The sequence below is a fragment of the Bradyrhizobium betae genome (genome assembly GCF_008932115.1).
Taxonomy (GTDB): domain Bacteria; phylum Pseudomonadota; class Alphaproteobacteria; order Rhizobiales; family Xanthobacteraceae; genus Bradyrhizobium; species Bradyrhizobium betae.
This window is the reverse complement of the sequence record NZ_CP044543.1, coordinates 1,639,493-1,662,751: the sequence shown is the minus strand read 5'-3', so window position 1 is coordinate 1,662,751 and position 23,259 is coordinate 1,639,493. Positions and strand designations below refer to the sequence as shown.

20 protein-coding genes are annotated in these 23,259 nt (G+C 64.5%); 12 read left to right on the top strand and 8 right to left on the bottom strand.

Going from position 1 to position 23,259, the window contains the following annotated elements; genetic code table 11:
• Position 1: 1 nt before the first annotated feature.
• Together F8237_RS08015 and F8237_RS08010 are read right to left on the bottom strand one after the other, a co-directional pair.
• Positions 2-1,165, bottom strand: a complete 1,164-nt coding sequence (locus F8237_RS08015; RefSeq protein WP_151643505.1) for a glycosyltransferase — start codon at positions 1,163-1,165, stop codon at positions 2-4.
• Positions 1,166-1,232: 67 nt separating this feature from the next.
• On the bottom strand, positions 1,233-2,348 hold the full coding sequence (locus F8237_RS08010) for a glycosyltransferase family 4 protein (RefSeq protein ID WP_162005929.1): 1,116 nt from the start codon (positions 2,346-2,348) through the stop codon (positions 1,233-1,235).
• Positions 2,349-2,635: 287 nt separating this feature from the next.
• Here F8237_RS08010 and F8237_RS08005 point away from each other — a divergent pair, with 287 nt between their 5' ends.
• The 3 genes from F8237_RS08005 to F8237_RS07995 all read left to right on the top strand — a co-directional run bounded on the left by F8237_RS08005 (position 2,636) and on the right by F8237_RS07995 (position 6,124).
• A complete protein-coding gene (locus F8237_RS08005; protein ID WP_151643503.1) occupies positions 2,636-3,655 on the top strand; it encodes an NAD-dependent epimerase in 1,020 nt (339 codons plus the stop codon).
• A 146-nt stretch (positions 3,656-3,801) separates the two neighbouring features.
• On the top strand, positions 3,802-5,118 hold the full coding sequence (locus tag F8237_RS08000; RefSeq protein WP_151643501.1) for a UDP-glucose dehydrogenase family protein: 1,317 nt from the start codon (positions 3,802-3,804) through the stop codon (positions 5,116-5,118).
• Positions 5,119-5,239: 121 nt separating this feature from the next.
• On the top strand, positions 5,240-6,124 hold the full coding sequence (locus F8237_RS07995; protein ID WP_162005928.1) for an aldose 1-epimerase family protein: 885 nt from the start codon (positions 5,240-5,242) through the stop codon (positions 6,122-6,124).
• 6 nt (positions 6,125-6,130) lie between these two features.
• Here the strand turns inward: F8237_RS07995 and F8237_RS07990 are convergent, their stop codons facing one another.
• Positions 6,131-7,303 (bottom strand): acyltransferase family protein, encoded by a 1,173-nt coding sequence (locus F8237_RS07990; protein ID WP_151643498.1) that lies wholly within the window; start codon positions 7,301-7,303, stop codon positions 6,131-6,133.
• Positions 7,304-7,595: 292 nt separating this feature from the next.
• Here F8237_RS07990 and F8237_RS07985 point away from each other — a divergent pair, with 292 nt between their 5' ends.
• Complete coding sequence (locus F8237_RS07985; protein WP_151643496.1) at positions 7,596-8,411, top strand: response regulator transcription factor; 816 nt, start codon at positions 7,596-7,598, stop codon at positions 8,409-8,411.
• Between the two features lie 34 nt (positions 8,412-8,445).
• Here the strand turns inward: F8237_RS07985 and F8237_RS07980 are convergent, their stop codons facing one another.
• Positions 8,446-9,579 carry an alpha/beta hydrolase family protein gene (locus F8237_RS07980; RefSeq protein ID WP_151643494.1) on the bottom strand — a complete coding sequence of 378 codons (1,134 nt, stop codon included), beginning with the start codon at positions 9,577-9,579 and terminating at the stop codon, positions 8,446-8,448.
• Positions 9,580-9,900: 321 nt separating this feature from the next.
• On the opposite strand from F8237_RS07980, the gene pgm reads away from it, so the two are divergent.
• The 4 genes from pgm to F8237_RS07960 all read left to right on the top strand — a co-directional run bounded on the left by pgm (position 9,901) and on the right by F8237_RS07960 (position 14,625).
• Positions 9,901-11,547 carry a phosphoglucomutase (alpha-D-glucose-1,6-bisphosphate-dependent) gene (gene pgm, locus F8237_RS07975; protein WP_162005927.1) on the top strand — a complete coding sequence of 549 codons (1,647 nt, stop codon included), beginning with the start codon at positions 9,901-9,903 and terminating at the stop codon, positions 11,545-11,547.
• A 287-nt stretch (positions 11,548-11,834) separates the two neighbouring features.
• Positions 11,835-12,884: an aromatic ring-hydroxylating dioxygenase subunit alpha gene (locus tag F8237_RS07970; protein WP_162005926.1), complete on the top strand. Its 1,050-nt coding sequence runs from the start codon at positions 11,835-11,837 to the stop codon at positions 12,882-12,884.
• A 3-nt stretch (positions 12,885-12,887) separates the two neighbouring features.
• The gene (locus F8237_RS07965) at positions 12,888-13,634 is read left to right on the top strand and encodes a GntR family transcriptional regulator (protein WP_151643491.1); all 747 of its coding nucleotides are present in this window, start codon (positions 12,888-12,890) and stop codon (positions 13,632-13,634) included.
• Between the two features lie 10 nt (positions 13,635-13,644).
• Positions 13,645-14,625 carry a PDR/VanB family oxidoreductase gene (locus F8237_RS07960; RefSeq protein ID WP_151643489.1) on the top strand — a complete coding sequence of 327 codons (981 nt, stop codon included), beginning with the start codon at positions 13,645-13,647 and terminating at the stop codon, positions 14,623-14,625.
• Positions 14,626-14,702: 77 nt separating this feature from the next.
• Here F8237_RS07960 and F8237_RS07955 read toward each other — a convergent pair whose 3' ends face one another.
• From F8237_RS07955 to F8237_RS07940, 3 genes are all read right to left on the bottom strand, one after another.
• On the bottom strand, positions 14,703-15,017 hold the full coding sequence (locus tag F8237_RS07955; RefSeq protein WP_151643487.1) for a PilZ domain-containing protein: 315 nt from the start codon (positions 15,015-15,017) through the stop codon (positions 14,703-14,705).
• Between the two features lie 210 nt (positions 15,018-15,227).
• Positions 15,228-17,189, bottom strand: a complete 1,962-nt coding sequence (locus F8237_RS07950) for a putative bifunctional diguanylate cyclase/phosphodiesterase (RefSeq protein WP_151643485.1) — start codon at positions 17,187-17,189, stop codon at positions 15,228-15,230.
• Between the two features lie 332 nt (positions 17,190-17,521).
• Positions 17,522-17,887: a nuclear transport factor 2 family protein gene (locus tag F8237_RS07940; RefSeq protein WP_151643481.1), complete on the bottom strand. Its 366-nt coding sequence runs from the start codon at positions 17,885-17,887 to the stop codon at positions 17,522-17,524.
• A gap of 98 nt (positions 17,888-17,985) precedes the next feature.
• Between F8237_RS07940 and F8237_RS07935 the strand changes: the two genes are divergently transcribed.
• From F8237_RS07935 to F8237_RS07920, 4 genes are all read left to right on the top strand, one after another.
• Positions 17,986-18,576, top strand: a complete 591-nt coding sequence (locus F8237_RS07935) for a TetR/AcrR family transcriptional regulator (RefSeq protein WP_151643479.1) — start codon at positions 17,986-17,988, stop codon at positions 18,574-18,576.
• A 52-nt stretch (positions 18,577-18,628) separates the two neighbouring features.
• Positions 18,629-20,254, top strand: a complete 1,626-nt coding sequence (locus F8237_RS07930; protein WP_151643477.1) for a GMC family oxidoreductase — start codon at positions 18,629-18,631, stop codon at positions 20,252-20,254.
• Between the two features lie 25 nt (positions 20,255-20,279).
• Positions 20,280-21,260 (top strand): hydroxymethylbilane synthase, encoded by a 981-nt coding sequence (gene hemC / locus F8237_RS07925; RefSeq protein WP_151643475.1) that lies wholly within the window; start codon positions 20,280-20,282, stop codon positions 21,258-21,260.
• A 317-nt stretch (positions 21,261-21,577) separates the two neighbouring features.
• A complete protein-coding gene (locus tag F8237_RS07920) occupies positions 21,578-22,195 on the top strand; it encodes a response regulator transcription factor (protein ID WP_151643473.1) in 618 nt (205 codons plus the stop codon).
• Here the strand turns inward: F8237_RS07920 and hemE are convergent.
• A complete protein-coding gene (hemE, locus tag F8237_RS07915; protein ID WP_151643471.1) occupies positions 22,192-23,235 on the bottom strand; it encodes a uroporphyrinogen decarboxylase in 1,044 nt (347 codons plus the stop codon). The two genes, F8237_RS07920 and hemE, sit on opposite strands and share 4 nt — an antisense overlap.
• Positions 23,236-23,259 lie beyond the last annotated feature (24 nt).

Genomic DNA, 23,259 nt, shown 5'->3' with positions numbered 1-23,259 from the left:
GCTACGATCGCAGATTGTTCGGAAGGTCGGATTGCAGCTTCGTCCGCTGCCCGGATTCGCTGATCCGAACATGCAGCACGTCGGAATAGACCTGGCTCAGGGTGCGGTGGGTCTGCTCGATGTCGTAGAGGCGGGTAAAGCGCTCATATCCGGCCCGGCCGACCGCGGGCAGGTCAAGCCTGGTTGCGCGCTGAAAACCTTCAACCAGTTTTTCGGCTGAGACTTCGTCGCACAGCACGCCGGTCGCATTATCTTCGACGATTTCCGGCAGCGCGCCGATGCGGAAGGCGATGATCGGCTTGGCCGCGCGCATCGCCTCGATCGCGACGAGGCCGAATGCCTCCCAGCGCGAAGGAATGGCGACCATGTCGGCCTGTTCGAGCTCGGCCTCGATCTGGTTGCGGTTCATCCAGCCCAGAAACGTTATGTTGGCCGGCAGGTCGCTTCTGCGGAATTTGCTGACGACGGAGGCGCCGATCAGGCGCACGTCGAGCTTGTCGCCGAGCGCGCGCGCAGCCTCGATCAGCAGATCATAGCCCTTCTGGCGGTCGAGCCGGCCGATGAAGAGGACCTTGATCTTGTCAGACCGCCACGGCGCCGCGCCCTTGTCGTCGAGCGCCGGGCGCTGCTTGGAAATGCCATTGTGCACAAGAACCAGGCGATTGTCCGCGATTCCGACCTGTTTTGCATCGGTCAGCTCGCTTTCGGAGATGCAGACGATGCGATGCGTGAGTTTCGACAGCACGAGCTCGGTGAACTTGGTGACTTCGCGGCTGAGGCGGCCGGTCTCGCGGCCGAACGCCCATCCGTGCGGGCAATAGACGATGCGAGAACGCCGATAGGTGAGCCAGAGCACCGGGCGCACCACGAGCCCGGCGAACGACGAGTGAAGGTGGATGATGTCAGGCCGCAACTGCCGGACCGCGCGCATGGTCGCAAACAGCATGCGAAACAGGCCGATCGCGTTGCGGCCGTCGCGCGGAAACGTGGTGACGGCATCATCCTCGATGTTCACCAGATCGTCGCGATGGTCGGACGGAACGACATAATTGACGTTTCCACGCCCGAAGCTCGCGCTCTGATGCGGATGCAGCTCGTTGAGGTAGGTGGCGATGCCGCCCCTGACCGTTTCGGCGACATGCAGAACTTTCAGGCCGCTGGACAACGGTTAGTCCTTCCTTCTCTTGCAGACAGCGCGTGTAACGCCTCTAAGCAGCAATATTTGGGCCGCGTCATCGTGCCGCGCGGCCGGATGCGGTGTGGGAAGCGGGGCTGGCGAGGAATTCGAGCATCGCTGCGGCGGACTTGGCCCAGGAATACGTCGACAGTCGTTGTCGCTGCTTCTCCTGTTCCGCCGGCGAAATCCTGCCGAGTTCAATTCTTTCGCGCATCCGGGCCGATAGCTGCTCCGCGTTGAGCGGATCGAAATAGACGGCGGCATCGTCGCAGGTCTCGCGCACGGCATCGGCGGAACTCGCAATGACCGGACAGGCGAAGAACATCGCTTCCAGAGGAGGCACCCCGAAGCCCTCATAGAGGCTCGGAAACACGAACGCAGTTGCCCGGGAGAACAGCGCCGCGATCTCCTCGTCCTTCAGGCGGCCAGCAATGACGATTCCGGCCTTCTGCGCGGCGGCGGCGCCTCCAAATACCTTGCTGTTGTCGCCGCCGACGACGACCAGCGGAAAATCAGTCCGGCCGAGCCGCTCGGCCGCTCGAATGGCAGTGTCGACATTCTTGTTCTTCGTCATCGAGCCGACGAAGAGGAAGAACTGATGGGGTACAAGATGCAGTCGATCGATGATCGAGGTATCAGGCTCGACGGAAGCGAAATGTTCCGCGCTGTTCGCAATGACGGGAATCGAAGCGGGATCGAGCGACAGCACCTCGGCAAGTTCGTTGCGTGAAAACGCCGAAACTGTTGCGATCGTTGCCGTGCGCGCCAGTAAATGGCCGAGCGTGCGATGCAAAGCGAGGTAGCGCCAGCTGAAGAAGTCCGGCCGCCTGAAAACCTGCGCATCGTGGATCACGACGAGATGGTCGCGGTGGAGAACCGGCCCGGAGTTGGCGAGGCTGACGAGGCGCGTCCCGGCGGCCGCACGCGCCAGATCGACCTGGTCCCACGCGTGCCCCTGCAGCGATCCGACCTGCTTGATTTGAATGCGGCGAAGACCGGCGAGCGTCTGCGCATTCGGGGGCGCAAGGATCTGCCATTCTGCATCCAGCAGTTGCTGCGGAGCCTCTCCGCTCGCGAGCAGGCGGTCCATCGCTTTGACGATTTCGGCAGCGTAGCGTTGCACGCCCGTGAGCGATTGTGACAGGAACCTGCCGTTGATGGAGAGTTTCAAAGCCGATCTTTTTCTTCGTGGGTGTCTTGTTCTTCGCAGGTGTCCTACGCGAGCAGTGCCTCGAGACTAAGCATTCGCGCCGAATATACGATCTATGACGTGTAGCACATGTGGCGCTATCGTCAGAGCATCCTCGCAGGCGGATAGCATGCGAGTATGCATGACGCCATCATGTTTCCTACACATTTCGATGCGCTTACATGGGCCGCCTGATTTGATGATTGTCGCAATCGTCAAAACCTTGCCTCTCATGTCCTGGTCTGGCATTGCTTCGCGGAATGAACGAGATGACAACTTTGCGGCCAGTGATCGTTACCGGTGCTGCCGGCTTTATCGGAATGCACGTTTGTGAACGGCTGTTGGCGCGTGGAGAGCAGGTCGTCGGCATCGATGCGATCACGCCGTATTACGATCCTGCGCTGAAGCGTGCGCGCCTCGCAACGCTCGAGCGCCGTCCTGGGTTCAGATTCTACGAGATCGATCTCGCAGACTTTGCCGCGGTGACGCGCGTTTTCGACGAGGTTGCGCCCGACCGGGTCGTGCACCTGGCGGCGCAGCCTGGCGTGCGCGCGTCGATCGACGATCCCATTACCAGCATCCGCGCCAATTGTGACGGCTTCGTCACCGTGCTTGAGGCCGGCAGGCGTCATGGTCTGGCGCATCTCGTCTACGCCTCGTCGAGTTCCGTATATGGCGCCAACCGCACCTTGCCATATTCGACCGAGCATTCGGTGAACCATCCCGTCAGCCTTTATGCGGCAAGCAAGAAGGCCAACGAACTGATGGCGCACACGTTCGCGCATGTTCACAAGCTGCCAGTGACTGGCCTTCGCTTCTTCACCGTCTACGGACCGTGGGGCCGGCCCGATATGGCCGCCTGGCTGTTCACGCGCGCGATCTTCGCCAATGAGCCGATCAAGATCTTCAATAATGGCGACATGTGGCGCGACTTCACCTATGTCGATGACATCGTCGAAGGCGTGATCCGCACGCTCGATCGTCCCGCGACGCCGAATCCCGCGTGGAACGCGGAAGCGCCGGAAAATTCGTCGAGCTACGCGCCGTATCGCGTCTACAACATCGGCAACAACCGCTCGGTCAATCTGATCGAGTTCGTCGAAACGCTGGAGAAGCTCATCGGCAAGCCCGCGATCCGCGAGCTGCTGCCAATGCAGGCAGGCGACGTCCTGGAGACGCGCGCCGACATTTCCGCGCTCCAGCGCGACGTTGGTTTCGCGCCTTCGACATCACTTGCAGATGGCCTCGGCCGCTTCGTCGAATGGTATCGAAAGTACCACGGCGTCTGATCGCGTGATCGGCGGCACCTGCGTGCCGCGTGGCTGGTGTGCCTTTGGTCGCGCGGCAATCTGCCCGAATGTTGGGCGCGCGGTCGGATAGAGAAATCGTCTAGGGTGTTCAGTGGAACATCCGTCTTCAACGGAAAGAGTTTTTCATGCGCATCGCGATGATCGGAACGGGCTATGTGGGACTGGTGTCCGGAGCCTGCTTTGCGGATTTCGGTCACGACGTCACCTGCGTCGACAAGGACGAGAAGAAGATCGCGGCGCTTCATCGCGGCGAGATTCCGATCTACGAGCCCGGCCTCGATGAACTGGTCGCGACCAACGTCAAGGCCAAGCGTCTGGACTTCACCACCGACCTGTCGAAGCCGGTGGCGGATGCCGACGCCGTGTTCATCGCGGTCGGTACGCCCTCCCGCCGCGGCGATGGTCACGCCGATCTGTCCTATGTCTACGCCGCCGCGAAAGAGATCGCGCAGTCGCTGTCCGGATTCACCGTGGTGGTGACGAAGTCGACCGTGCCGGTCGGCACCGGCGACGAGGTCGAGCGCATCATCCGCGAGACCAATCCCAAGGCCGACGTCGTCGTCGCCTCCAATCCCGAATTCCTGCGCGAGGGCGCGGCGATCCGCGACTTCAAGTTTCCCGATCGCGTCGTGGTCGGCACCTCCGACGAGCGCGGCCGCAAGGTGATGGGCGACATCTATCGCCCGCTGTCACTGAACCAGGCGCCGCTGATGTTCACGGAACGGCGCACCGCCGAGATGATCAAATACGCCGCGAACGCGTTCCTCGCGACCAAGATCACCTTCATCAACGAGATCGCGGACCTCTCCGAGAAAGTCGGCGCCAACGTGCAGGAGGTCGCGCGCGGCATTGGCCTGGACAACCGCATCGGCACCAAGTTCCTGCATGCCGGTCCCGGCTTCGGCGGCTCGTGCTTCCCGAAGGACACCAAGGCGCTGATCAAGATCGCGCAGGACTACGACGTCTCCTTGCGCATCGTCGAATCCGTGCTGGCGGTCAACGAGAACCGCAAGCGCGCGATGGCGCGAAAAGTGAGCCAGGCGCTCGGCGGTAGCTTGCGCGGCAAGACCGTCGCGGTGCTCGGCCTCACCTTCAAGCCCGACACCGACGACATGCGCGACGCCCCGTCGATCCCGCTGGTCACCGGCCTGATTGACATGGGCGCGAAGGTGCGGGCGTTCGACCCGGTCGGCATGGAGCAGGCCAAGGGTGAACTCCCCAGCATCACCTATTGCGAGGATGCCTATTCCTGCGCGCAAGGCGCCGACGCGCTCGTCATCGTCACCGAATGGGTGCAGTTCCGCGCGCTCGATCTCGACCGGTTGAAGGCGACCATGGCCCAGCCCATCGTCGTCGATCTCCGCAACATCTACCGTCCCGAAGAGATGGCTGCGGCCGGCTTCGTCTACGAGAGCGTCGGGCGGTCGTCGTCCCGGGCCTAGCAGACCTCCAGCGGAGCGACGGGCTTTCGCGACTTTTCGTCGCTCCGTCGCGAGGCGGGCGGAGTGGCCTCCGTTGCGATATGATCCGATCGCACGCCTCGTCGCCGCCATGGAGACCGTCATGACTGACGACACGCATACGATCCGCAGCGGCTCACTCACCGCGACCATCAAGGCGCACGGCGCCGAGCTGTGCTCGTTGAAGGATGGCAGCGGCACCGAATTCGTCTGGCAGGCAGGTCCCGCCTGGGCACTCCACGCGCCGCTGCTGTTTCCGATCGTCGGGCGTCTCGCCAATGACGAGATGCGGCACCTCGGCAAGACCTACCGGATGACCCAGCACGGCTTTGCGCGTGACAGCCGCTTTGCGTGGGTGGAGCGCGGCGAGAACCGTTGCACGCTGGCGCTCGAAGACAGCGAGACGACGCGCGCAGTCTATCCGTTCGCGTTCCGCCTGACGGCCAGCTATGCGATCGACGATCAAGGTCTCGATCTCTCCCTCACGGTCATCAATACTGGCGGCGAGACATTGCCGGTGTCACTCGGTGGTCATCCCGCCTTCAATTGGCCACTTCAGGCTGGCGTGCCGAAGGAGAGCTACGCGCTGACGTTCACGACCGAGGAACCGTCTCCGATTCGCCGGGTCGAGGGCGGCCTCCTGCTCGCGGCAACGGATCCGAGCCCGGTCCGAGGCACAGTGCTTTCCCTATCGGAATCCCTGTTCGCTAATGACGCGGTGATCCTCGATCCCGTCAACAGCCATGCGGTCCGCTATGCGGCCGGGGAGGGCGCCGGGCCCTGGCTCAAAATGTCATGGCGCGGCTTTCGCGAGCTCGGCGTCTGGTCGAAACCCTCCGGCGCGCCGTTCCTCTGCATCGAGCCCTGGCGCGGCTATGCCAGTCCGAGGGACTTCGACGGCGAGTTCAGGGACAAGCCGGGCCTGATGCATATCGCGGCCGGCGCCAAGGAAGAGCTGTCGTACCGGATCGAGGTGGGATCGTCCTGAGACGGCTCACGCGCCGGCGCTGCGGCCGTTCAGGGCGACGCCTGGTACAGTGACCGGCTCCGCGCGTGTGGTCTTGGCCGTCGAAGCCGTCAGGCGATGCGCGAGATCCTGCGCGTGCCGCTCGACCAGATGCCACGTCGCGCGCGCGACGAGATAGCTGAGCGCCGTCGTGACGGCATAGACGATCAGCAGCGAGACCAGCCCGTCGGCGAACGGCCAGATCTGGCGCAGGCCAAAGATCACCGCGAAGTGCGACAGATACATCGAATAGGAATTGCGGCCGAGCGCCTCGATCGGCTGCCAGCGGATCGCGAAGCGGATGCAGCCGACCACACCCGCGCCAAGCGCGAGGTTGATCATCAGATAGTTGAATTCGTGCGCGCCGGACGCGCGATTGGCCATGAAGGACAGCGCGATGAAGGCGGCGTAGATCGCGGCGTCCGATTTTGCAAAGCCGTCGCGCAGCGAGAAGAACAGCGCGCAGCCGACCAGGAAGACCGGCAACTGGTTCAGAAAGCTGATGTGCAGCGTGCTCCAGACGAAGGAATCGTTGCCCGGTCCGTAATAGGCCGAGAACAGCTCGAAAGCCCACGGCTTGAACAGGTCGACATTGATGAGGTGCAGCACGATCGCCAGCGCAAGATAGAGATGGCGGCGCGATCCGAATGCTGTGATCAGGAAGGGGAAGATGAGATAGAAAGTCATCTCCGCGGCGATCGACCAGTCACCCGGCACGACGCTATTGACGCTGTCAGGCCAGAAGCCGTGCAGGAAAGTCGCGGTCAGGATCACCTGCAGCGGTCCGATACCATTGGGGGCGTTGGCGCTGGGACCCGTGCCGTTGACGACGAGGTAGAACGGGATCGCGAGCCAGAACAGCGGCGCGATCCGCAAGGTACGGCGGATGTAGAATTTGCGCGTGGGGTTCGCCTCGAGGCGCCGCGTCCACATCAGGCACATCGTGATGGCGCTGACGAAGTAGAACACGTTGACGCCGGTCCAGCCGCACATGAAGGCGTAGTCGACGGCGTGGATGTTCGAAGGAAAAGATTGCGAAACGTGGATCGCCACCACGCCGAGGATGGCCAGACCGCGCAGGAAGTCGAGGCTGTGCGAACGACTGAGGCGCGTTGCACCGTCCTCGATTTGACCGGCAGCCAACCGGGCCTGCCCCTGCATCACGCCTGCTCCCGATTTCGGACCTGCGGGGACAATAGAGGTGCGGCCGGCTTTTCCGAAGCCAAACGCGTTCTTTACGTTAACCGGCGGTTGCGTTCGGGGTCGAATGTGCGGGATCGGCGGTGTCGAGGCGGCTTGTCGAGGCTCGCGCGGGCCAAGCCTGCGTGATGATGCGCGGGATGAGAATTGTGGGGCAATTCATACTTAATGTTCCAAAGCCATGACCAATATTGTTTGGCCGGCACAACACGCCTAGTATTCTGGCAGGCAATTTCGGGGGCTCGAATAAGTCGTGAATGTTCGTTCACAGGACAGCGCGCTGCGCGGCGACTTGAATTTTCAGGCCGGGTCGCAAGCACACAGGACATCCAACAATTTGACTGATTCCGCGCTTCAGGAATTGCGTCCGGCTGGCCGCGAGCGGCTGATCGTCGTTGAAGACGATCCGGTGACGCGCACGATGCTGGTTGGTTATTTCAGCGAGAACAATTTCGACGTGGTCGCCGCCGGCTCCTGCGCGGAGTGCCGCCAGGCGCTGCGCGCGCGCACCGATCTAGTCTTCCTCGACGTGCAATTGCCCGACGGCGACGGCTTCGAACTCGCCAAGGAGATCCAGGCGACCAGCAATGCGGGCATTATCTTCGTGACCCGCCGCGACACGGACGTCGATCGCATCCTCGGCCTCGAGATCGCCGGCGACCACTACGTCACCAAGCCGATCAATCTGCGCGACCTGCTCGCGCGCGCACGCAGCGTGCTGCGGCGCCGCTCGATCGACCGCAAGGCTGCGCGCAATCACAATTCGATCGCCTTCGGCGACTGGATCATCGACCTGACGCGGCGCGAGCTGCTCGGCAGCGATGGCAAGCCGGTGGCGCTGACGCGCGCCGAGTTCGACCTGCTGGCGGCACTGGTCGGTGCCGACGGCAGGCCGCTAAGCCGTGACTATCTGATCGAGGTCGTCAGCAACCGCCAGGCCGAGGTCGACATCCGCACCGTGGATGCGCTGGTGGCGCGGCTGCGCCGCAAGCTCGTCGGCAGCGGCACGCCCGTGATCGCGACCGTCACCGGCGTCGGCTACAAGCTCGCGCTCAGCGAACGGCTCTAGCTTCACCCATTGCAAGACCGGATCGCTCTCGCGCCTATCGCGCGCGGGCGCTCTGGTCCGTCGAGGTCCTCTGCGCAGCCCCCGCGAGACGGTCATCGACCGCATAGAGCGTGCAGCTTGGCGACCATTTCATGCAGGCGTTCAGCGAATCACGTTGCGCGTCCTCGGCCGTGGTGCGCCCCGAACGCCAGCCGTAGCCGCCATTGGGCGACACCGCGAAAGCCTTGTGCGGCGTCGTGCTGGCGAGATAGCGCGAGAATTCGGCGCGCGCCGCCGCATTGAGCTGGCCCGGCGGCGGCAGCGGATCGGGCAGACCGAGGATGTCGTGGCTGAGTTCGCGCTCGCGCAGGAAGGCGTCGAGATAAGGTGTCCATTGCGGCCGCCCCATCACCGAATAGAGATAATGGCCGTCGTCGCCGTAAGGCGCGGCCGCAATGAACTTTGCGTGACCGCCGCTGCCGCGAAACCCGTCATAGAGACGGCGCGCGAGATCGGGGCCAAAAAACAGATCGTTGCTCGCATAGACCCACAACGTCGGCACGCGCGATGTTTTTCCGAACGTGGCGAAGGCTTGCACCAGTCCATCCGGATTGCAGACATCGTCGTCGTCCCGCGAGCCGCGGCCGCCGGCAAAGTTGATCGCTGCGACGAGGCCGGGCGGCGCCTGCGCCGTCAGCGCGACGGTGGCGAGTCCGCCGGCGGAATGGCCGGCCGCGATCATGCCTGTCGTCGTCACGTCGGCCCTGCGCCCCATCGCATCGATCGCGGCGCGCAAATCCGCGACCGCAACAGCGGCTGCCGGCAAATAAGCGGCATTGGCGCAGCCGCCGATGCTGTCGATGCGCCCGCCCGGCGAGGTGCCGTAGCCGCGCCGCATCACGATCAGCGCGGCAAAGCCGCGCCGGGCATATTCGAGCGCGATGCCGTAATATTTGTGCGCCGTCATGGTCGCGCGGTCGTCGAAGCTGCGCGGCGAGCCGTGGCTGAGCAGCGCCAGCGGATAGCGCTTCGCGCCTGCGGGGCGGACCAGGAACGCCTCCAGCCCCTGCGGCCCGGCCTCCGCCATCGGAATGCGGAGGTCCTCGGTGTAGAACTCCGCGGCGCGCGCCGGCGCGCCGGCCAGAACGAGGCCGGCGATCAGCAGAAGCAGTTTTCGCAGGAGCATCATGGGGCGATTCGAAAGGCCTCGATGGTTGCGGAGCGTAGCATGTCTTCGCGCCTGATGCCCCGAATCCATCACCGTCACCCTGAGGTGGCCGCTCCTTCAGCGGCCCTCGAAGGGCGACGGCCCGGCTGCATCCAGGCCGTACATCCTTCGAGGCTCCGCACGCCGCGCGTTGCGCGGTGTGCCTCGCGCCTCAGGATGACGGGATTGGCACTTTGCCCTCGGAAGGAACGCCGTTCCCATCACCGATGTTGTGCCCTTGGCGGTGGCCCGGCCGATGCTATGCTGCTCCGCAATCTCTGTAGGCAGAACGAGGATATTTCAGTGGCTGATGTTCATCCCGCGGCGGGCAAGCTGGTCTCGCCGGACGCGCTCACCAACGTTCCGCGGCTGGTGACGGCCTATTTCGCCGGCAAGCCTGATGTGGCGGATCCGGCGAAGCGGGTGGCGTTCGGCACCTCCGGCCATCGCGGCACCTCGTTCAAGAATACGTTCAACGAAGGGCACATCCTCGCCACCACGCAGGCGATTTGCGACTACCGCAAGGAGAAGGGGCTGACCGGTCCGTTGTTCATCGGCATCGACACCCATGCGCTGGCCGAGCCGGCGCTGGTCAGCGCCGTCGAGGTGTTCGCGGCCAACGGTGTCGACGTCATGATCGACAAGGACGGCGGCTACACGCCGACGCCTGTCATATCGCACGCGATCCTGACCTACAACAAGGGTCGCACGTCCGGTCTGGCTGATGGCGTCGTCGTCACGCCCTCGCACAATCCGCCGGAGGACGGCGGCTACAAATACAATCCGCCGCATGGCGGCCCGGCCGACACCGACGTCACCGGCGTGGTCGAGAAGCGCGCCAACGCCTATCTTGCCGACGGCCTCAAGGGCGTCGCACGGATGGACTATGCCAAGGCGAAAAAGTCGGCGAACGTGCACGCCTACGACTTCGTCACGCCCTACGTCGCCGATCTCGGCAACGTCGTCGATCTCGACCTGGTCAAATCCGCCGGCATCAATATCGGCATCGATCCGCTCGGCGGCGCCGCCGTGCATTACTGGCACCCGATCATCGAGCGCTACGGCCTGAAGGCCAGCGTCGTGAACGAGGCGATCGATCCGACCTTTCGCTTCATGACGGTGGACTGGGACGGCAAGATTCGGATGGACTGCTCCTCGCCTTACGCGATGGCGAGCCTGATCGCGATGCGCGACCGCTTCGACGTCGCCTTCGCCAACGATACCGACGCCGACCGCCACGGCATCGTGACGCGTACCGGCGGCCTGATGAACCCCAACCATTATCTGGCGACCGCGATCTCCTATCTGTTCGCGCACCGCCCGAACTGGGGCAAGGATGCCGCGATCGGCAAGACGGTGGTGTCGAGCTCGATCATCGACCGCGTCGCCAAAAAACTCGGCCGCAAGCTGGTCGAGACGCCGGTCGGCTTCAAATGGTTCGTCGACGGCCTCGTCAGCGGCGGCTTCGGCTTCGGCGGCGAGGAGAGTGCAGGGGCCTCGTTCCTGCGCCGCGACGGCACGGTGTGGACCACCGACAAGGACGGCATCATCCTCGGCCTGCTCGCCGCCGAGATCATGGCGAAGACCGGCCGCGATCCGAGCCAGCTGTTTGGCGATCTCACCGCCGAGTTGGGGGTGCCCCATTACGCGCGCATCGACGTCGCCGCCACCACGCCGCAAAAGAACATTTTGAAGTCCGTCACGCCCGAGCAGCTCGGTCTGAAGGATCTCGCCGGCGATCCCGTCCGTGCCACGCTGAGCAAGGCGCCCGGCAACGGCCAACCCTTCGGCGGCATCAAGGTCGAAACCGATTTCGGCTGGTTCGCCGCGCGGCCGTCGGGGACGGAGGACGTCTACAAGATCTACGCCGAAAGCTTCCGCAGCACCGAGCACCTGAAGCGGATTCAGGATGAGGCGCAGGCGGGGTTGAAGAAGGTGTTTGGGGGGTAAGTCCAAACCAAGCGCGCTTTCGCTGGCCCCTCCAAGGGAGGGCCTGCCGCATCAACAGCCGTCATCACCCGCGCAAGCGGGTGATCCAGTACGCCGCGGCGGCAGTTGTGTGAACCGATGACAGCCGCGGCGTACTGGATTCCCCGCTTTCGCGGGGAATGACTCGCGGTTGGGAGTGTATACATCAATTGGCATAAAGGTAATTAGATAAGCCATTTATGGCCTTGAACGATTCCCCCCCCCGTTATTGTATACATAACGCATACATAAGCCTTGGGAGATCGCCGGTGACAAAACCCTTCCCCATGAACGCCTGGTACGCCGCGGCCTGGGACGCGGAGGTCAAGCCGGCGCTGTTGCCGCGGACGATCTGCGGCAAGCACATCGTGATGTACCGCAAGGCCGACGGCGCGGTGGCCGCGCTGGAGGATGCCTGCTGGCACCGGCTGGTGCCGCTGTCGAAGGGCCGGCTTGAGGGCGACACCGTCGTCTGCGGCTATCACGGCCTCAAATACAACGCGCAGGGCCGCTGCACCTTCATGCCCTCGCAGGAGACCATCAACCCGTCGGCCTGCGTCCGCGCCTATCCCGTGGTCGAGCGCCACCGCTACGTCTGGCTCTGGATGGGCGATCCCGCGCTGGCCGATCCCGCGCTCGTTCCCGACATGCACTGGAACCATGATCCGGCCTGGGCCGGCGACGGCAAGACCATCCACGTCAATTGCGACTACCGCCTCGTGCTCGACAATCTCATGGACCTCACCCACGAGACCTTCGTGCACGGCTCCTCGATCGGCAACGACGCGGTCGCCGAAGCGCCGTTCGACGTCACCCACGGCGAGAAGACGGTCACGGTGACGCGCTGGATGCGCGGCATCGAGCCGCCGCCGTTCTGGGCCAAGCAGCTCGGCAAGTCCGGTCTCGTCGACCGCTGGCAGATCATCCGTTTCGAGGCGCCGTGCACCATCGCGATCGATGTCGGCGTGGCGCCGACAGGCACCGGCGCGCCGGAAGGCGATCGCTCGCAGGGCGTCAACGGCTTCGTGCTCAACACCATCACGCCCGAGACCGAGAAGACTTGTCACTATTTCTGGGCCTTCGTCCGCAACTACCAGCTTGGCGAGCAGCGCATCACCACCGAGATCCGCGAGGGTGTCTCCGGCATCTTCCGCGAGGACGAGCTGATCCTCGAGGCGCAGCAGCGCGCGATGGACGAGAATCCCGATCGCATCTTCTACAACCTCAACATCGACGCCGGCGCGATGTGGTCGCGCAAGCTGATTGACAAGATGGTGGCGAAGGAAAGCGCGCCGCAACGCCTCCAGGCCGCGGAGTAAATCATGGCCGAGGTCGACCGCTCCGTCTCGCAAACCGTGAAGGCACAGCTGGCGCTGCGCGACCAGATCCTGTCGGGCGCGTTGCGGCCCGGCGAGCGCATCTCTGAGCTGCAGGCGGTGGAGACCACCGGCGCCTCGCGCACCCCGGTGCGCATGGCACTGGTGCGGCTGGAGGAGGAAGGGCTGCTGGAGGCGATCCCCTCCGGCGGCTTCATGGTGAAGGCGTTTTCGGAGCGCGACATCTCCGATTCCATCGAGCTGCGCGGCACGCTGGAAGGCCTCGCCGCGCGCTTCGCCGCCGAGCGCGGCGTCTCCGCGCGGGAGCTCGAGCCGTTGAAAGAATGTCTCGCGGCGATCGACGAGCTGCTGCGGCAGGTGCCTATCTCGGTCGATGCCTTCTCGTCCTATGTCACGCTGAATGCGCGCTTCCACGCGCTGCTGACCGAATTGTCGCGCAGCCCGCCCTTGATCCGCCAGATCGACCGCGCCTCGGCGCTGCCGTTTGCATCCCCAAGCGGCTTCGTGATGGCGCAGTCGGCGCTGCCCGAGGCGCAGCAGATATTGATCATCGGGCAGGAGCACCACCGCGTCGTGATCGACGCCATCGAGAACCGCGAAGGCGCGCGCGCCGAGGCCGTGATGCGCGAGCATGCTCGGCTCGCCGTGCGCAATTTACGGCTGGCCTTGCGCAACCGGACCCATCTCGACCTCCTGCCGGCGCTCGCGCTGATCAGGGCCGCAACCGACTAGGGCAGTCACCATGCGCTTCATTGAAACCTGGATTCCGGCGACGCTCGTCTCGACGCGCGACCTCGCGCCCGGCATCCGCGAATTCCTGATCCTGCCGGATCGGTTCGACGGCACGGCCTATCCGGTCGGCAGTCACATCAATGTCAGCGTTACCATCGACGGCCTGCCGGAGACGCGATCCTATTCGCTGGTCGGCGAAGCCACGCCGCGCGGCCTCAAGATCGCGGTGCGCCGCGCGGAGGATTCCCGCGGCGGTTCGCGCTACATGTGGCAGCTCGCACCGGGCGCGCGGCTCGACATCACGCAGCCGGCCTCGCTGCTCGCGGTCGACTGGACGCGCCAACACTATTGCCTGATCGCAGGCGGCATCGGCATCACCCCGATCCTCGGCGCCGCGCAGGCGCTGGCGCGGCGTGGCGCCGACGTCACGCTGCACTATGCTGTGCGCTCGCGTAGCGAGGCTGCCTATCTCGACGATCTTGCGGCCATGCTCGGCGACCGCCTGATCGTCCATGCCAGCGACGAGGGCAGGCGGCTCGACCTCGACGCACTGTTCGCGTCACTGCCGCAAAATGCACTGGCGCTGTTCTGTGGCCCGATGCGGATGCTGGATGCCGCACGCCACGCCTGGATCGGCGCCGGTCATCCACTTCCCGACCTTCGCTACGAGACCTTCGGCTCCAGCGGCACGCTGCCGACCGAGACGTTTCGCGTGCGATTGAAGGGCTCGGACGTCGAGCTCGAAATCCCGCGCGAGCGCTCGATGCTCGACGTGCTCAATGCCAGCGGCCACGACGTGATGTACGATTGCAAGCGCGGCGAATGCGGCCTCTGCGCCATCGACGTGGTCGATGTCCAGGGTGAGATCGACCACCGCGATGTCTTCTTCAGCGACCACCAGAAGGAGAGCAACGAGAAGATCTGCGCTTGCGTCTCCCGCGCCCGCGGCACCATCACCGTGGACACGCTGCTGCGGGCGGACGCGATCTGAAGGTTGCGGAGCGTGTATTTCCGCGTTCTGCTCGCGGAGGCGTGCTCTGTCAGCTCCGCCCTCGGGGCGGACGGGAGCTATGCCGACGCTTCGTCGCCCCACGTTTGTGGATTTGCTGGATCGTTCGCCAATTTCGGCGAACGACGACGCAGGAGGAAGCACACGCCGCACAGCGTCGCCTTCCTCCACACGGCGCGGCAGATGAAGATTCCGGAATGGCCGTCGAACGACAACGCGAATTCGTCGGCAAATATGTAGTACGGCGTGGAGATGCATGCCCCCAAGGCGCTGATATCGCGCACCAAGCATGGATGAGTTCCAGGAATTTCACCGAATGACAGCCGCGCCGCCCGGTTGATCTGTATGCGCTTCATCGCACGACGTTCGATCATGGCGAGATGCTCCGAATGAAACGGTAACTTCCAATCGAACGATCGCAGCGATTGCGATCGCGCTTTACGAAGTCAGTTTCCCGGTCCGCCGAAGCCCGGAAAACGGCAATACCAGCACGTTGATCTGCTCGGCTCACGCTTACAAGCAGTGTTGCTGTCTTGTTAAAATTGGATCGAGTTGGTGGTTAATTCGGGCGCTTGATGCCGAGCTTACGCAGCGTAGTTCGCGCGAATCGTCTTCGCATCGAGCAGCGCCAGGACGCCATCTGCCGACACCGGCCGGCCGATCAGATAGCCCTGGACCTCGTCGCACTGGATCTGGCGCAGATATTCGAGCTGGTCCGCGGTCTCGACGCCTTCGGCGACCACGCCGATGCGCAGGTCGCGCGCGAGCCCGATCACCGATTTCACGATCGCCGCGCAGTCCGGCTGCACCAGCATGTCGCGGATGAAGGACTGGTCGATCTTGATGCGGCTGAACGGCAGCTTGCGCAAATAAGTCAGCGACGAGAATCCGGTGCCGAAATCGTCGAGCGCGACCGTGGCACCCAGCTCCAGCAGTGCGTTGAGAATCGACGCCGCCGAGCCGTATTTCGACAGCAGCATCGATTCCGTGATCTCGATCTCGAGCCGCTGCGGGGCGATCTGCGCATCCGCAAGCGCCTGCACGATGGTCTGGAGGATACCGGAGTTGTGAAACTGCGCCGCGGAAAAGTTCACTGCGATCCTGATCTCCTCCGGCCAGTCGGCCAGCGTCATACAGGCGCGCCGGATCACCCATTCGCCGATCTCGTGGATCAGCCCGGTCTCCTCGGCGATCCCGATGAATTCGTTCGGCGGAATCAATCCGCGCTGCGGATGCTGCCAGCGCAGCAGCGCCTCGAAGCCGGTGATGCGATTTTCGCCCAGATCCAGGAATGGCTGGAAGACGAGGAACAGCTCGTCGCGCGCAACCGCGCCTTCGAGATCCGCTTGCAGCGCCTTGCGGTCGCGCGAGGCCTTGTCGTCGGCTTGCTCGAAGAAGCACACCGTCCCCGGTCCGGCCTTCTTGGCGCGATAGAGCGCGGTGTCGGCGTTCTTCATGATGTCGAGCTGGGTGTCGCCGTCGCGCGGCGCCAGCACGATGCCGACGCTGGTCGCCCCCGGGATCTCGCAGCCCTCGATCATGAACGGTTCGGTGAAGGCGCTGACGAAGCGCTCGGCGATATCGAGGGCGTCTTCGGGCCGCGCCAGATTGGCCATCACCAGCGCGAACTCGTCGCCGCCGATGCGCGCGACGTGTTCGGCTGCGCGCGTGCAGCGCTGCAGGCGGCTTGCGACCTGGACCAGGAATTCGTCGCCGGCGGGATGGCCGAACCTGTCGTTGACCTCCTTGAAGCGATCGAGGTCGAGCAGCAGCACCGCGAATTCCTCGCCGGACAGGCTGAGGCGCTTCAGCGCGGCATCCAGCGTCTCGTTGAAGGCGAAGCGGTTGGGCAGGAGCGTCAGCGGATCCTGCCGCACCGTGCGCTCGGCCTCGACTTGCCGGATCACGCGCCGCGCGAACCCGATGGAATTGACGAAGACCGCGCGCAGCAGCACCGACCCGTAGACCACCACGAGGATGGCCATCAGAACATAGGCGGGGTCGCCGTCGCGGCTGAGGCAGATCGCGATTCCGATGAAGATGGGCGTCGTAAAGGCAATCGCGGCGATCGGGATCGTGGCGAAGGCCAGCGCACCGCCGGCCAGCATGCCCGAGCAGAGACAAGTGATGACGAGCTGGCCGCCGGTTGCGGCATTCGCGAAAAAGGCGACCGGAACGATGCCCCAGGCGGCACCGAGGACGAAGGCGTTGCGCACCAGCCTTTGCATGGCCCGGCGCGAGACGAATTGCGGCTTGGTGATTCGGCGCGAGGCGTGGGACTGCAGGCCGAACGCGATCGCGGCACCGGCCACGATCACTGCCCAGCCCAGCGCGAATTTCCAGTCCGGCGAATGCCACAGCGCGATGGCAAGCACGGCCGCGTTGCAGGCATTGGCGAGCATGATGCCGACCGAATAGCCGAGCACCAGCGACATCTGTTCGGCGCGGATATGGCCGGCGACGGCTTCGTCGGTTGCAGGACCGCCAAAAGCCGACAGATCGCCGGCGAACAGCCGCGCGAAATAGCTGGTCAGTTGAGTCCGCATTCCAGAGCCTGCAGCAGCATGGGCCGTTTGTCCGGCTCGATCCGGAGAATTCGCCGCAAACATTTGACGAACTATGAATTATCCCCGCTTGCGGCGATCGCCGCGACCACTTCTGCGTGTTGGTCACGGAGTATCGATAACAAATCGATACAAATGCGGCGTCCCACGTTACGGTTGTAACGCGCGGAAACATGATCGCCACTCGCTCCGCTGTCATGCCCTGGCTGGCCGGGGCATCCGGTACGCCGTGGCTTATCGATTGAATTACAATCGTCTCGAAGTACTGGATCGCCCGCTGGAGCCGGGCGATGACACCGGTGTCCGGAATGCGATCACCGCCCCAATTGCTTCGGATCGTAATAGAACCGCTCCTCGACGATCTGATCGCCCAGCCACGTCTGCCAAGCGATCTCATCCAACGTTCGGATGACGCCTTCAGCGTTGGTGAAGCTGAACGTCCAGCGTGTCGCGACGTGGTCGCCTTCGATCAGGCTGGGGCCGACGCGCGCGGCCTTGACCTCCTTCGAGGCCGCCAGCACGCCGCGCTCCTTGGCGACGAGCTTGTCGCGGCCGACCGTCGGGGCGGCGTTGTTCTCGTAGGTCGCTGCGGAGGGCGCGTAGAACCGCTCTATTGCGCCGATGAAATCTCCGGCTTCCAGCCGCTGCGCAAAAGCTTCAACGAGGTCACGGCTCGGCATGGCTCACCTCAATAAGAACCGACTGTTAGTCGGTAATTACCGACCAATAGTCGAAAAGTCAACTGGCCGCGTCCGGCGAATCCGATTAGACGGAAGCGATGGCAAGGCAGGCGGAGCGGCGGGCTGCGACATCCGAGGCGATTCTGACAGCGGCGCGCCGCCTGTTCGGGACGCAGGGATTTGCCGCCACCACGATGGACGAAATCGCGGGAGCTGCCGGCGTCGCCAAAGGCGCTGTCTATCATCACTTCAGGACCAAGGAGGCGGTGTTCGAGGCGGTGTTCGATGCCGTTTCGCGCGACCTCGTCGCCGAGATCGACAGCACCGCACGCGCCGAGAAGGATGTGCTCGCCGCGATGGTTGCCGGCACCCAGCACTATTTTGCCGCGACCGCCAAGGGGCCAACCGGCCAGATCATCCTGCGTGATGGCCCCGCCGTGCTCGGGTGGGAGCGCTGGCGCGAGATCGACGCACAGCACTTCGGCGGCAAGCTGCCGCGTGCGATCGCGGTGGCGATGGAGGCCGGCTTGATCGCAAAACAGCCGGTCGAGCCGTTGGCGCGGCTGCTGCTCGGCGCGGTCACGGAAGCGGCCGTCGCCTGCGCCGGGCGCGCCGATATCGCAAGGGCGGGCGCGGAATATGCCCGTGCGTTCAAGTCGCTGGTCGAGGCGCTGCGTCTGCGTGCATGATTGTGCTAATCACGCAACGGAAACGCCCACATCAACAAGAAGACTTTAGCGCATGAACGCAACTTCCGCCCTCATACCGTCCGACCCCGAATTCGACTACATCATCGTCGGCGCCGGCTCCGCCGGTTGCGTGCTCGCCAACCGCCTGTCGGCGAACGGCAGGCACAGCGTGCTGCTGCTCGAGGCCGGCCCGAAGGACTCCAACATCTGGATCCACGTGCCGCTCGGCTACGGCAAGCTGTTCAAGGAAAAGACAGTCAACTGGATGTACCAGACCGAGCCGGAGCCCGAGCTGAAGGGCCGCCAGGTGTTCCAGCCGCGCGGCAAGACGCTGGGTGGATCGAGCTCGATTAACGGACTGCTCTATGTCCGCGGCCAGCACGAGGACTACGACCGCTGGCGTCAGCACGGCAACACCGGCTGGGGCTATGACGACGTGTTGCCCTATTTCAAGAAGGCCGAGAACCAGACGCGCGGCGCCGATCAATATCACGGCACCGGCGGCCCGCTGCCGGTCTCCAACATGGTCGTGACCGATCCGCTGTCGAAGGCCTTCATCGACGCCGCGGTCGCGAACGGCTTGCCCTATAACCCCGATTTCAACGGTGCCACGCAGGAAGGCGTCGGCCTGTTCCAGACCACCACGCGCAACGGTCGTCGCGCCTCGACGGCGGTGGCTTATCTCGGTCCGGCAAAGACGCGCGGCAATCTCAAGGTCGAGACCGAGGCGCTCGGTCAGCGCGTTCTGTTCGAAGGTCGCCGCGCCGTCGGCGTCGAATACCGGCAGGGCGCAACCGTGCGCCGCGCGCGGGCGCGCAGGGAGATCGTGCTGTCGAGCGGTGCCTACAACTCGCCGCAGCTTCTGCAACTCTCCGGCGTCGGCCCGGCCGATCTCCTGCGCCAGCACGGCATCGATGTCGTACTGGACGCGCAGGGCGTCGGCCACGATCTCCAGGATCACATGCAGGTCCGCATCGTGATGCGCTGCTCGCAAAAGATCACGCTGAACGATACCGTCAACAATCCGATCCGCCGCACGCTCGCCGGCGCACGCTACGCGCTGTTCCGGAAGGGTTGGCTGACGATCGCGGCCGGCACGGCCGGCGCGTTCTTCAAGACCAATCCGCGGCTCGCTTCGCCCGACATTCAGGTGCATTTCCTGCCGTTCTCGACCGACAAGATGGGCGAGAGGCTGCATGACTTCTCCGGCTTCACGGCGTCGGTGTGCCAGCTCCGTCCCGAGAGCCGTGGCTCCCTGCGCATCAGGAGCGCGGACCCGACGGTGCCACCGGAAATCCGCATCAACTACATGTCGACCGAGACCGACCGCACCACCAACGTCGAAGGTCTGAAGATCCTGCGCAAGATACTGAATGCGCCGGCGATGCAGCCGTTCGTGGCTGGCGAGTACGATCCCGGGGCGAAGGTATCTACGGACGCCGAATTGCTCGATTATTGCCGCGAGCGCGGCAGCACCATCTACCATCCGACCTCGACCTGTCGTATGGGCAACGACGCACTTTCGGTGGTGGACCAGCGGCTGAAGGTGAGGGGGCTCGAAGGCCTTCGAATCGTCGACGGCTCGATCATGCCGGACCTCGTGTCGGGGAACACCAACGCGCCGATCATCATGATCGCCGAAAAGGCCTCGGACATGATATTGGAGGATGCGCGGTAAACCCGCGCGAGAAGGAGCAGACGGTTTGGCTACGCGACTGAGGATCGGCACACGCAAGAGCGCGATGGCGCTGGCACAGACGGAAGAGATCGCGCGCCGCCTGACCGCCGCCATGCCCGATCTCGATGTCGAGATCGTCAAGTTCGACACCACGGGCGATCTCGACCAGACCGGCAAGCTGCTGCCGCACGGCGGCAAGGGCGGCGCCTTCGTGGCGCAGATCCGCGCCGCGGTCCTGTCGGGCGAGTTGCAGGCGGCGATGCATTCGCTGAAGGACATGCCGGGTAACGAGGACACGCCCGGCCTCGTCATCGGCGCCACGCTGTCGCGCGATCCCGCCAGCGATGCGTTGGTGCTGCGCAATGGCGTGACGCTGGAGGCGCTGCGTCAGTCCGGCGGCAAGGGTTTCAAGATCGGCACCAACGCCGTCCGGCGCGCGGCCTATGCGCGAAGGTTGTTCCCGGACGTCGAAGTGATCCACTTCCGCGGCGCCGCCGACACGCGCGTGCGGAAGCTCGACAATGGCGAGAAGCAGCGCCTGCCGGATGGCGGCGCGGTGGGGCCCGCGGACGCGCTGATCATGGCGCGTTCCGGCCTCGATCGCGTCGGTCTTTCCCATCGCATCGCCTATGAGTTCACCGCGGCGGAGATGTTGCCTGCGGCGGGGCAGGGCATCGTCGCGGTCGAGTGCGCGGCGCAGGATTGGCAGACGCGGCGCATTCTTGCGTCGATCGACGATCTTGCGGCACGCGCCTGCGCCGATGCCGAGCGCGAGGTGCTGTGGGTGCTCAACGGTCACTGCAATTCGCCGGTGGCGGGTTTTTCGACCATCACGGGCGATCAGATGTCGCTGACCGCATCGGTGCTCGACCTCTCCGGCAACACCATCATCGAAGCCTCACGCACAGGCCCCGCCAATCGCCCGCGTGAGCTCGGCCGTGCGGTGGGGCTGGATCTGCTGGGCAAGGGCGCCGCCGAGATCATCGAGCGCAGCCGGCCAAGGTAAGCCGCCTGCAGGTGAGATCGGTGCGATCGTACTATCGTGCGTCTGTTTTGCCCGACGTGTCAAACGTCGTCGCTGCGGGCCCTGAAGTCGCGCCGGACCAAATTCTTCAATGATTTCTACTTTGCATGGGGTTGTTTTCCCGTTTTTTTGCGGGGGCGGTCCGGCCTTCGCCGGAGGGGTTTTAATTTCAACCTAATGCCATGGGCTGCTGGACAGGCTCGTCGTTATCCGATGGAGAACTGTCCCGGCATCTTCTGCTTTTCCCGGCGACCTGATTGGCGCATAGCGATCCCGGTTACAGCGCAGGGACAAGAACGATGAGTACCAACGACGTCTTCATTCTCGAAGATGATTTGACGATGCGGATGATGCTGAAGGCCCTGCTCGAGAGGGCCGGATATCGATCCGTTTTCTTCGCGGACGGCGAGGCGCTTCAGGCCGAGGCCCGGCAGAACTCGCCGGTCTGTATTCTCCTGGATGTGTGCGTGCCCGGCAAGTCGGGCCTGGAAACATTGAGCGAGCTCCGCGATCAGGATTATCCGGCGCCGATCCTGATGATGTCCGGTCACGGCGATATCCCCACGGCCGTGCGTTCGCTCCGCTCCGGCGCGGTCGACTTCATCGAGAAGCCGTTCCGGCCGGATACGCTGGTTGAACGGATCGAGACGGCCTGCGCGGGCGCGCGTTCCGCAGCGAGTCCGGCGGCGCATTTCAAGCACGCGAAACGGCTGACGAGGCGCGAACGGGAAGTCCTGGATCACATGCTCGCGGGCATGTCGACAAAAGTCATGGCGAGACAATTGGGTCTCAGCCCGCGCACGGTCGAGGATCATCGGGCCAATATCCTGCGGAAGGCCGGCGTCAAGACCAGCGCCCAGCTCCTGCTGGGGGTATTCGGGTCAAGACACGCGCCGGAGCGCGCCGCGGCGGCCTAGCCGCGATAATTGCGGACCCGCTTCAGCATCTGCTGGACATGGGCGATCGGCGTCTCCGGCTGGATGCCGTGGCCGAGATTGAAGATGAAGCGCCCTTGCGCAAAACTCGCCAGCACGTCGTCCACGGCGCGGTCGAGCGCGGCGCCACCGGTGATCAGCGCCAGCGGATCGAGATTGCCCTGCACCGCGACGCGGCTCTGCACCCGCTCGCGGATGAAGGCAGGCTCCGCGGTCCAGTCGATACTGACGGCGTTGACGCCGGTCGCCTCGACGTAACCGGGCAATTGCGCGCCGGCCCCGCGGGGAAAGCCGATGATCTTCGCATCCGGCACCTTGGCGCGGACGCCCTCCACGATGCGCCGGGTCGGCTCGACTGACCAGCGCGCGAATTCGGCCGGCGGCAGCACGCCGGCCCAGGTGTCGAAGATCTGCAAGGCATTTGCGCCGGCGGCGAGCTGCGCCAGCAGGTATTGAATCGAATTCTCGACCAGCACGTCGATGATTTTTGCGAACGCATCCGGATGCCGATAGGCCATCATCCGCGCCGGTGCCTGGTCGGGCGTGCCGTGACCGGCGACCATGTAGGTCGCGACCGTCCACGGCGCGCCGCAGAAGCCGATCAGCGCGGTCCTGGGGTCGAGCGCACTGCGCACGATCTTCAGCGCGTCGAATACCGGCCGAAGCTTGCCGAAGTCGGCCAGCGGCGCCAGCGTCGCGACCTTGGCGGCATCATCGAGCGGCTCGAGGCGCGGACCTTCGCCGACCTCGAAGCGCACGGAACGGCCGAGCGCGTAGGGGATCACCAGGATATCGGAGAAGATGATCGCCGCGTCGAAGCCGAACCTGCGGATCGGTTGCAGCGTGACCTCGGCGGCGAGCTCCGGGTCGAAGCAGAGATCGAGGAAGCCGCCGGCCTTGGCGCGAACCTCGCGATACTCCGGCAGGTAGCGGCCGGCCTGCCGCATCATCCACACGGGCGGGACGGGTTGGCGCTGGCCGGAGAGCACGTCGATGAAGGGCTTTGTCGCAGACTGGGGCACGGACCGTCCTGATGCAGGTTGAGG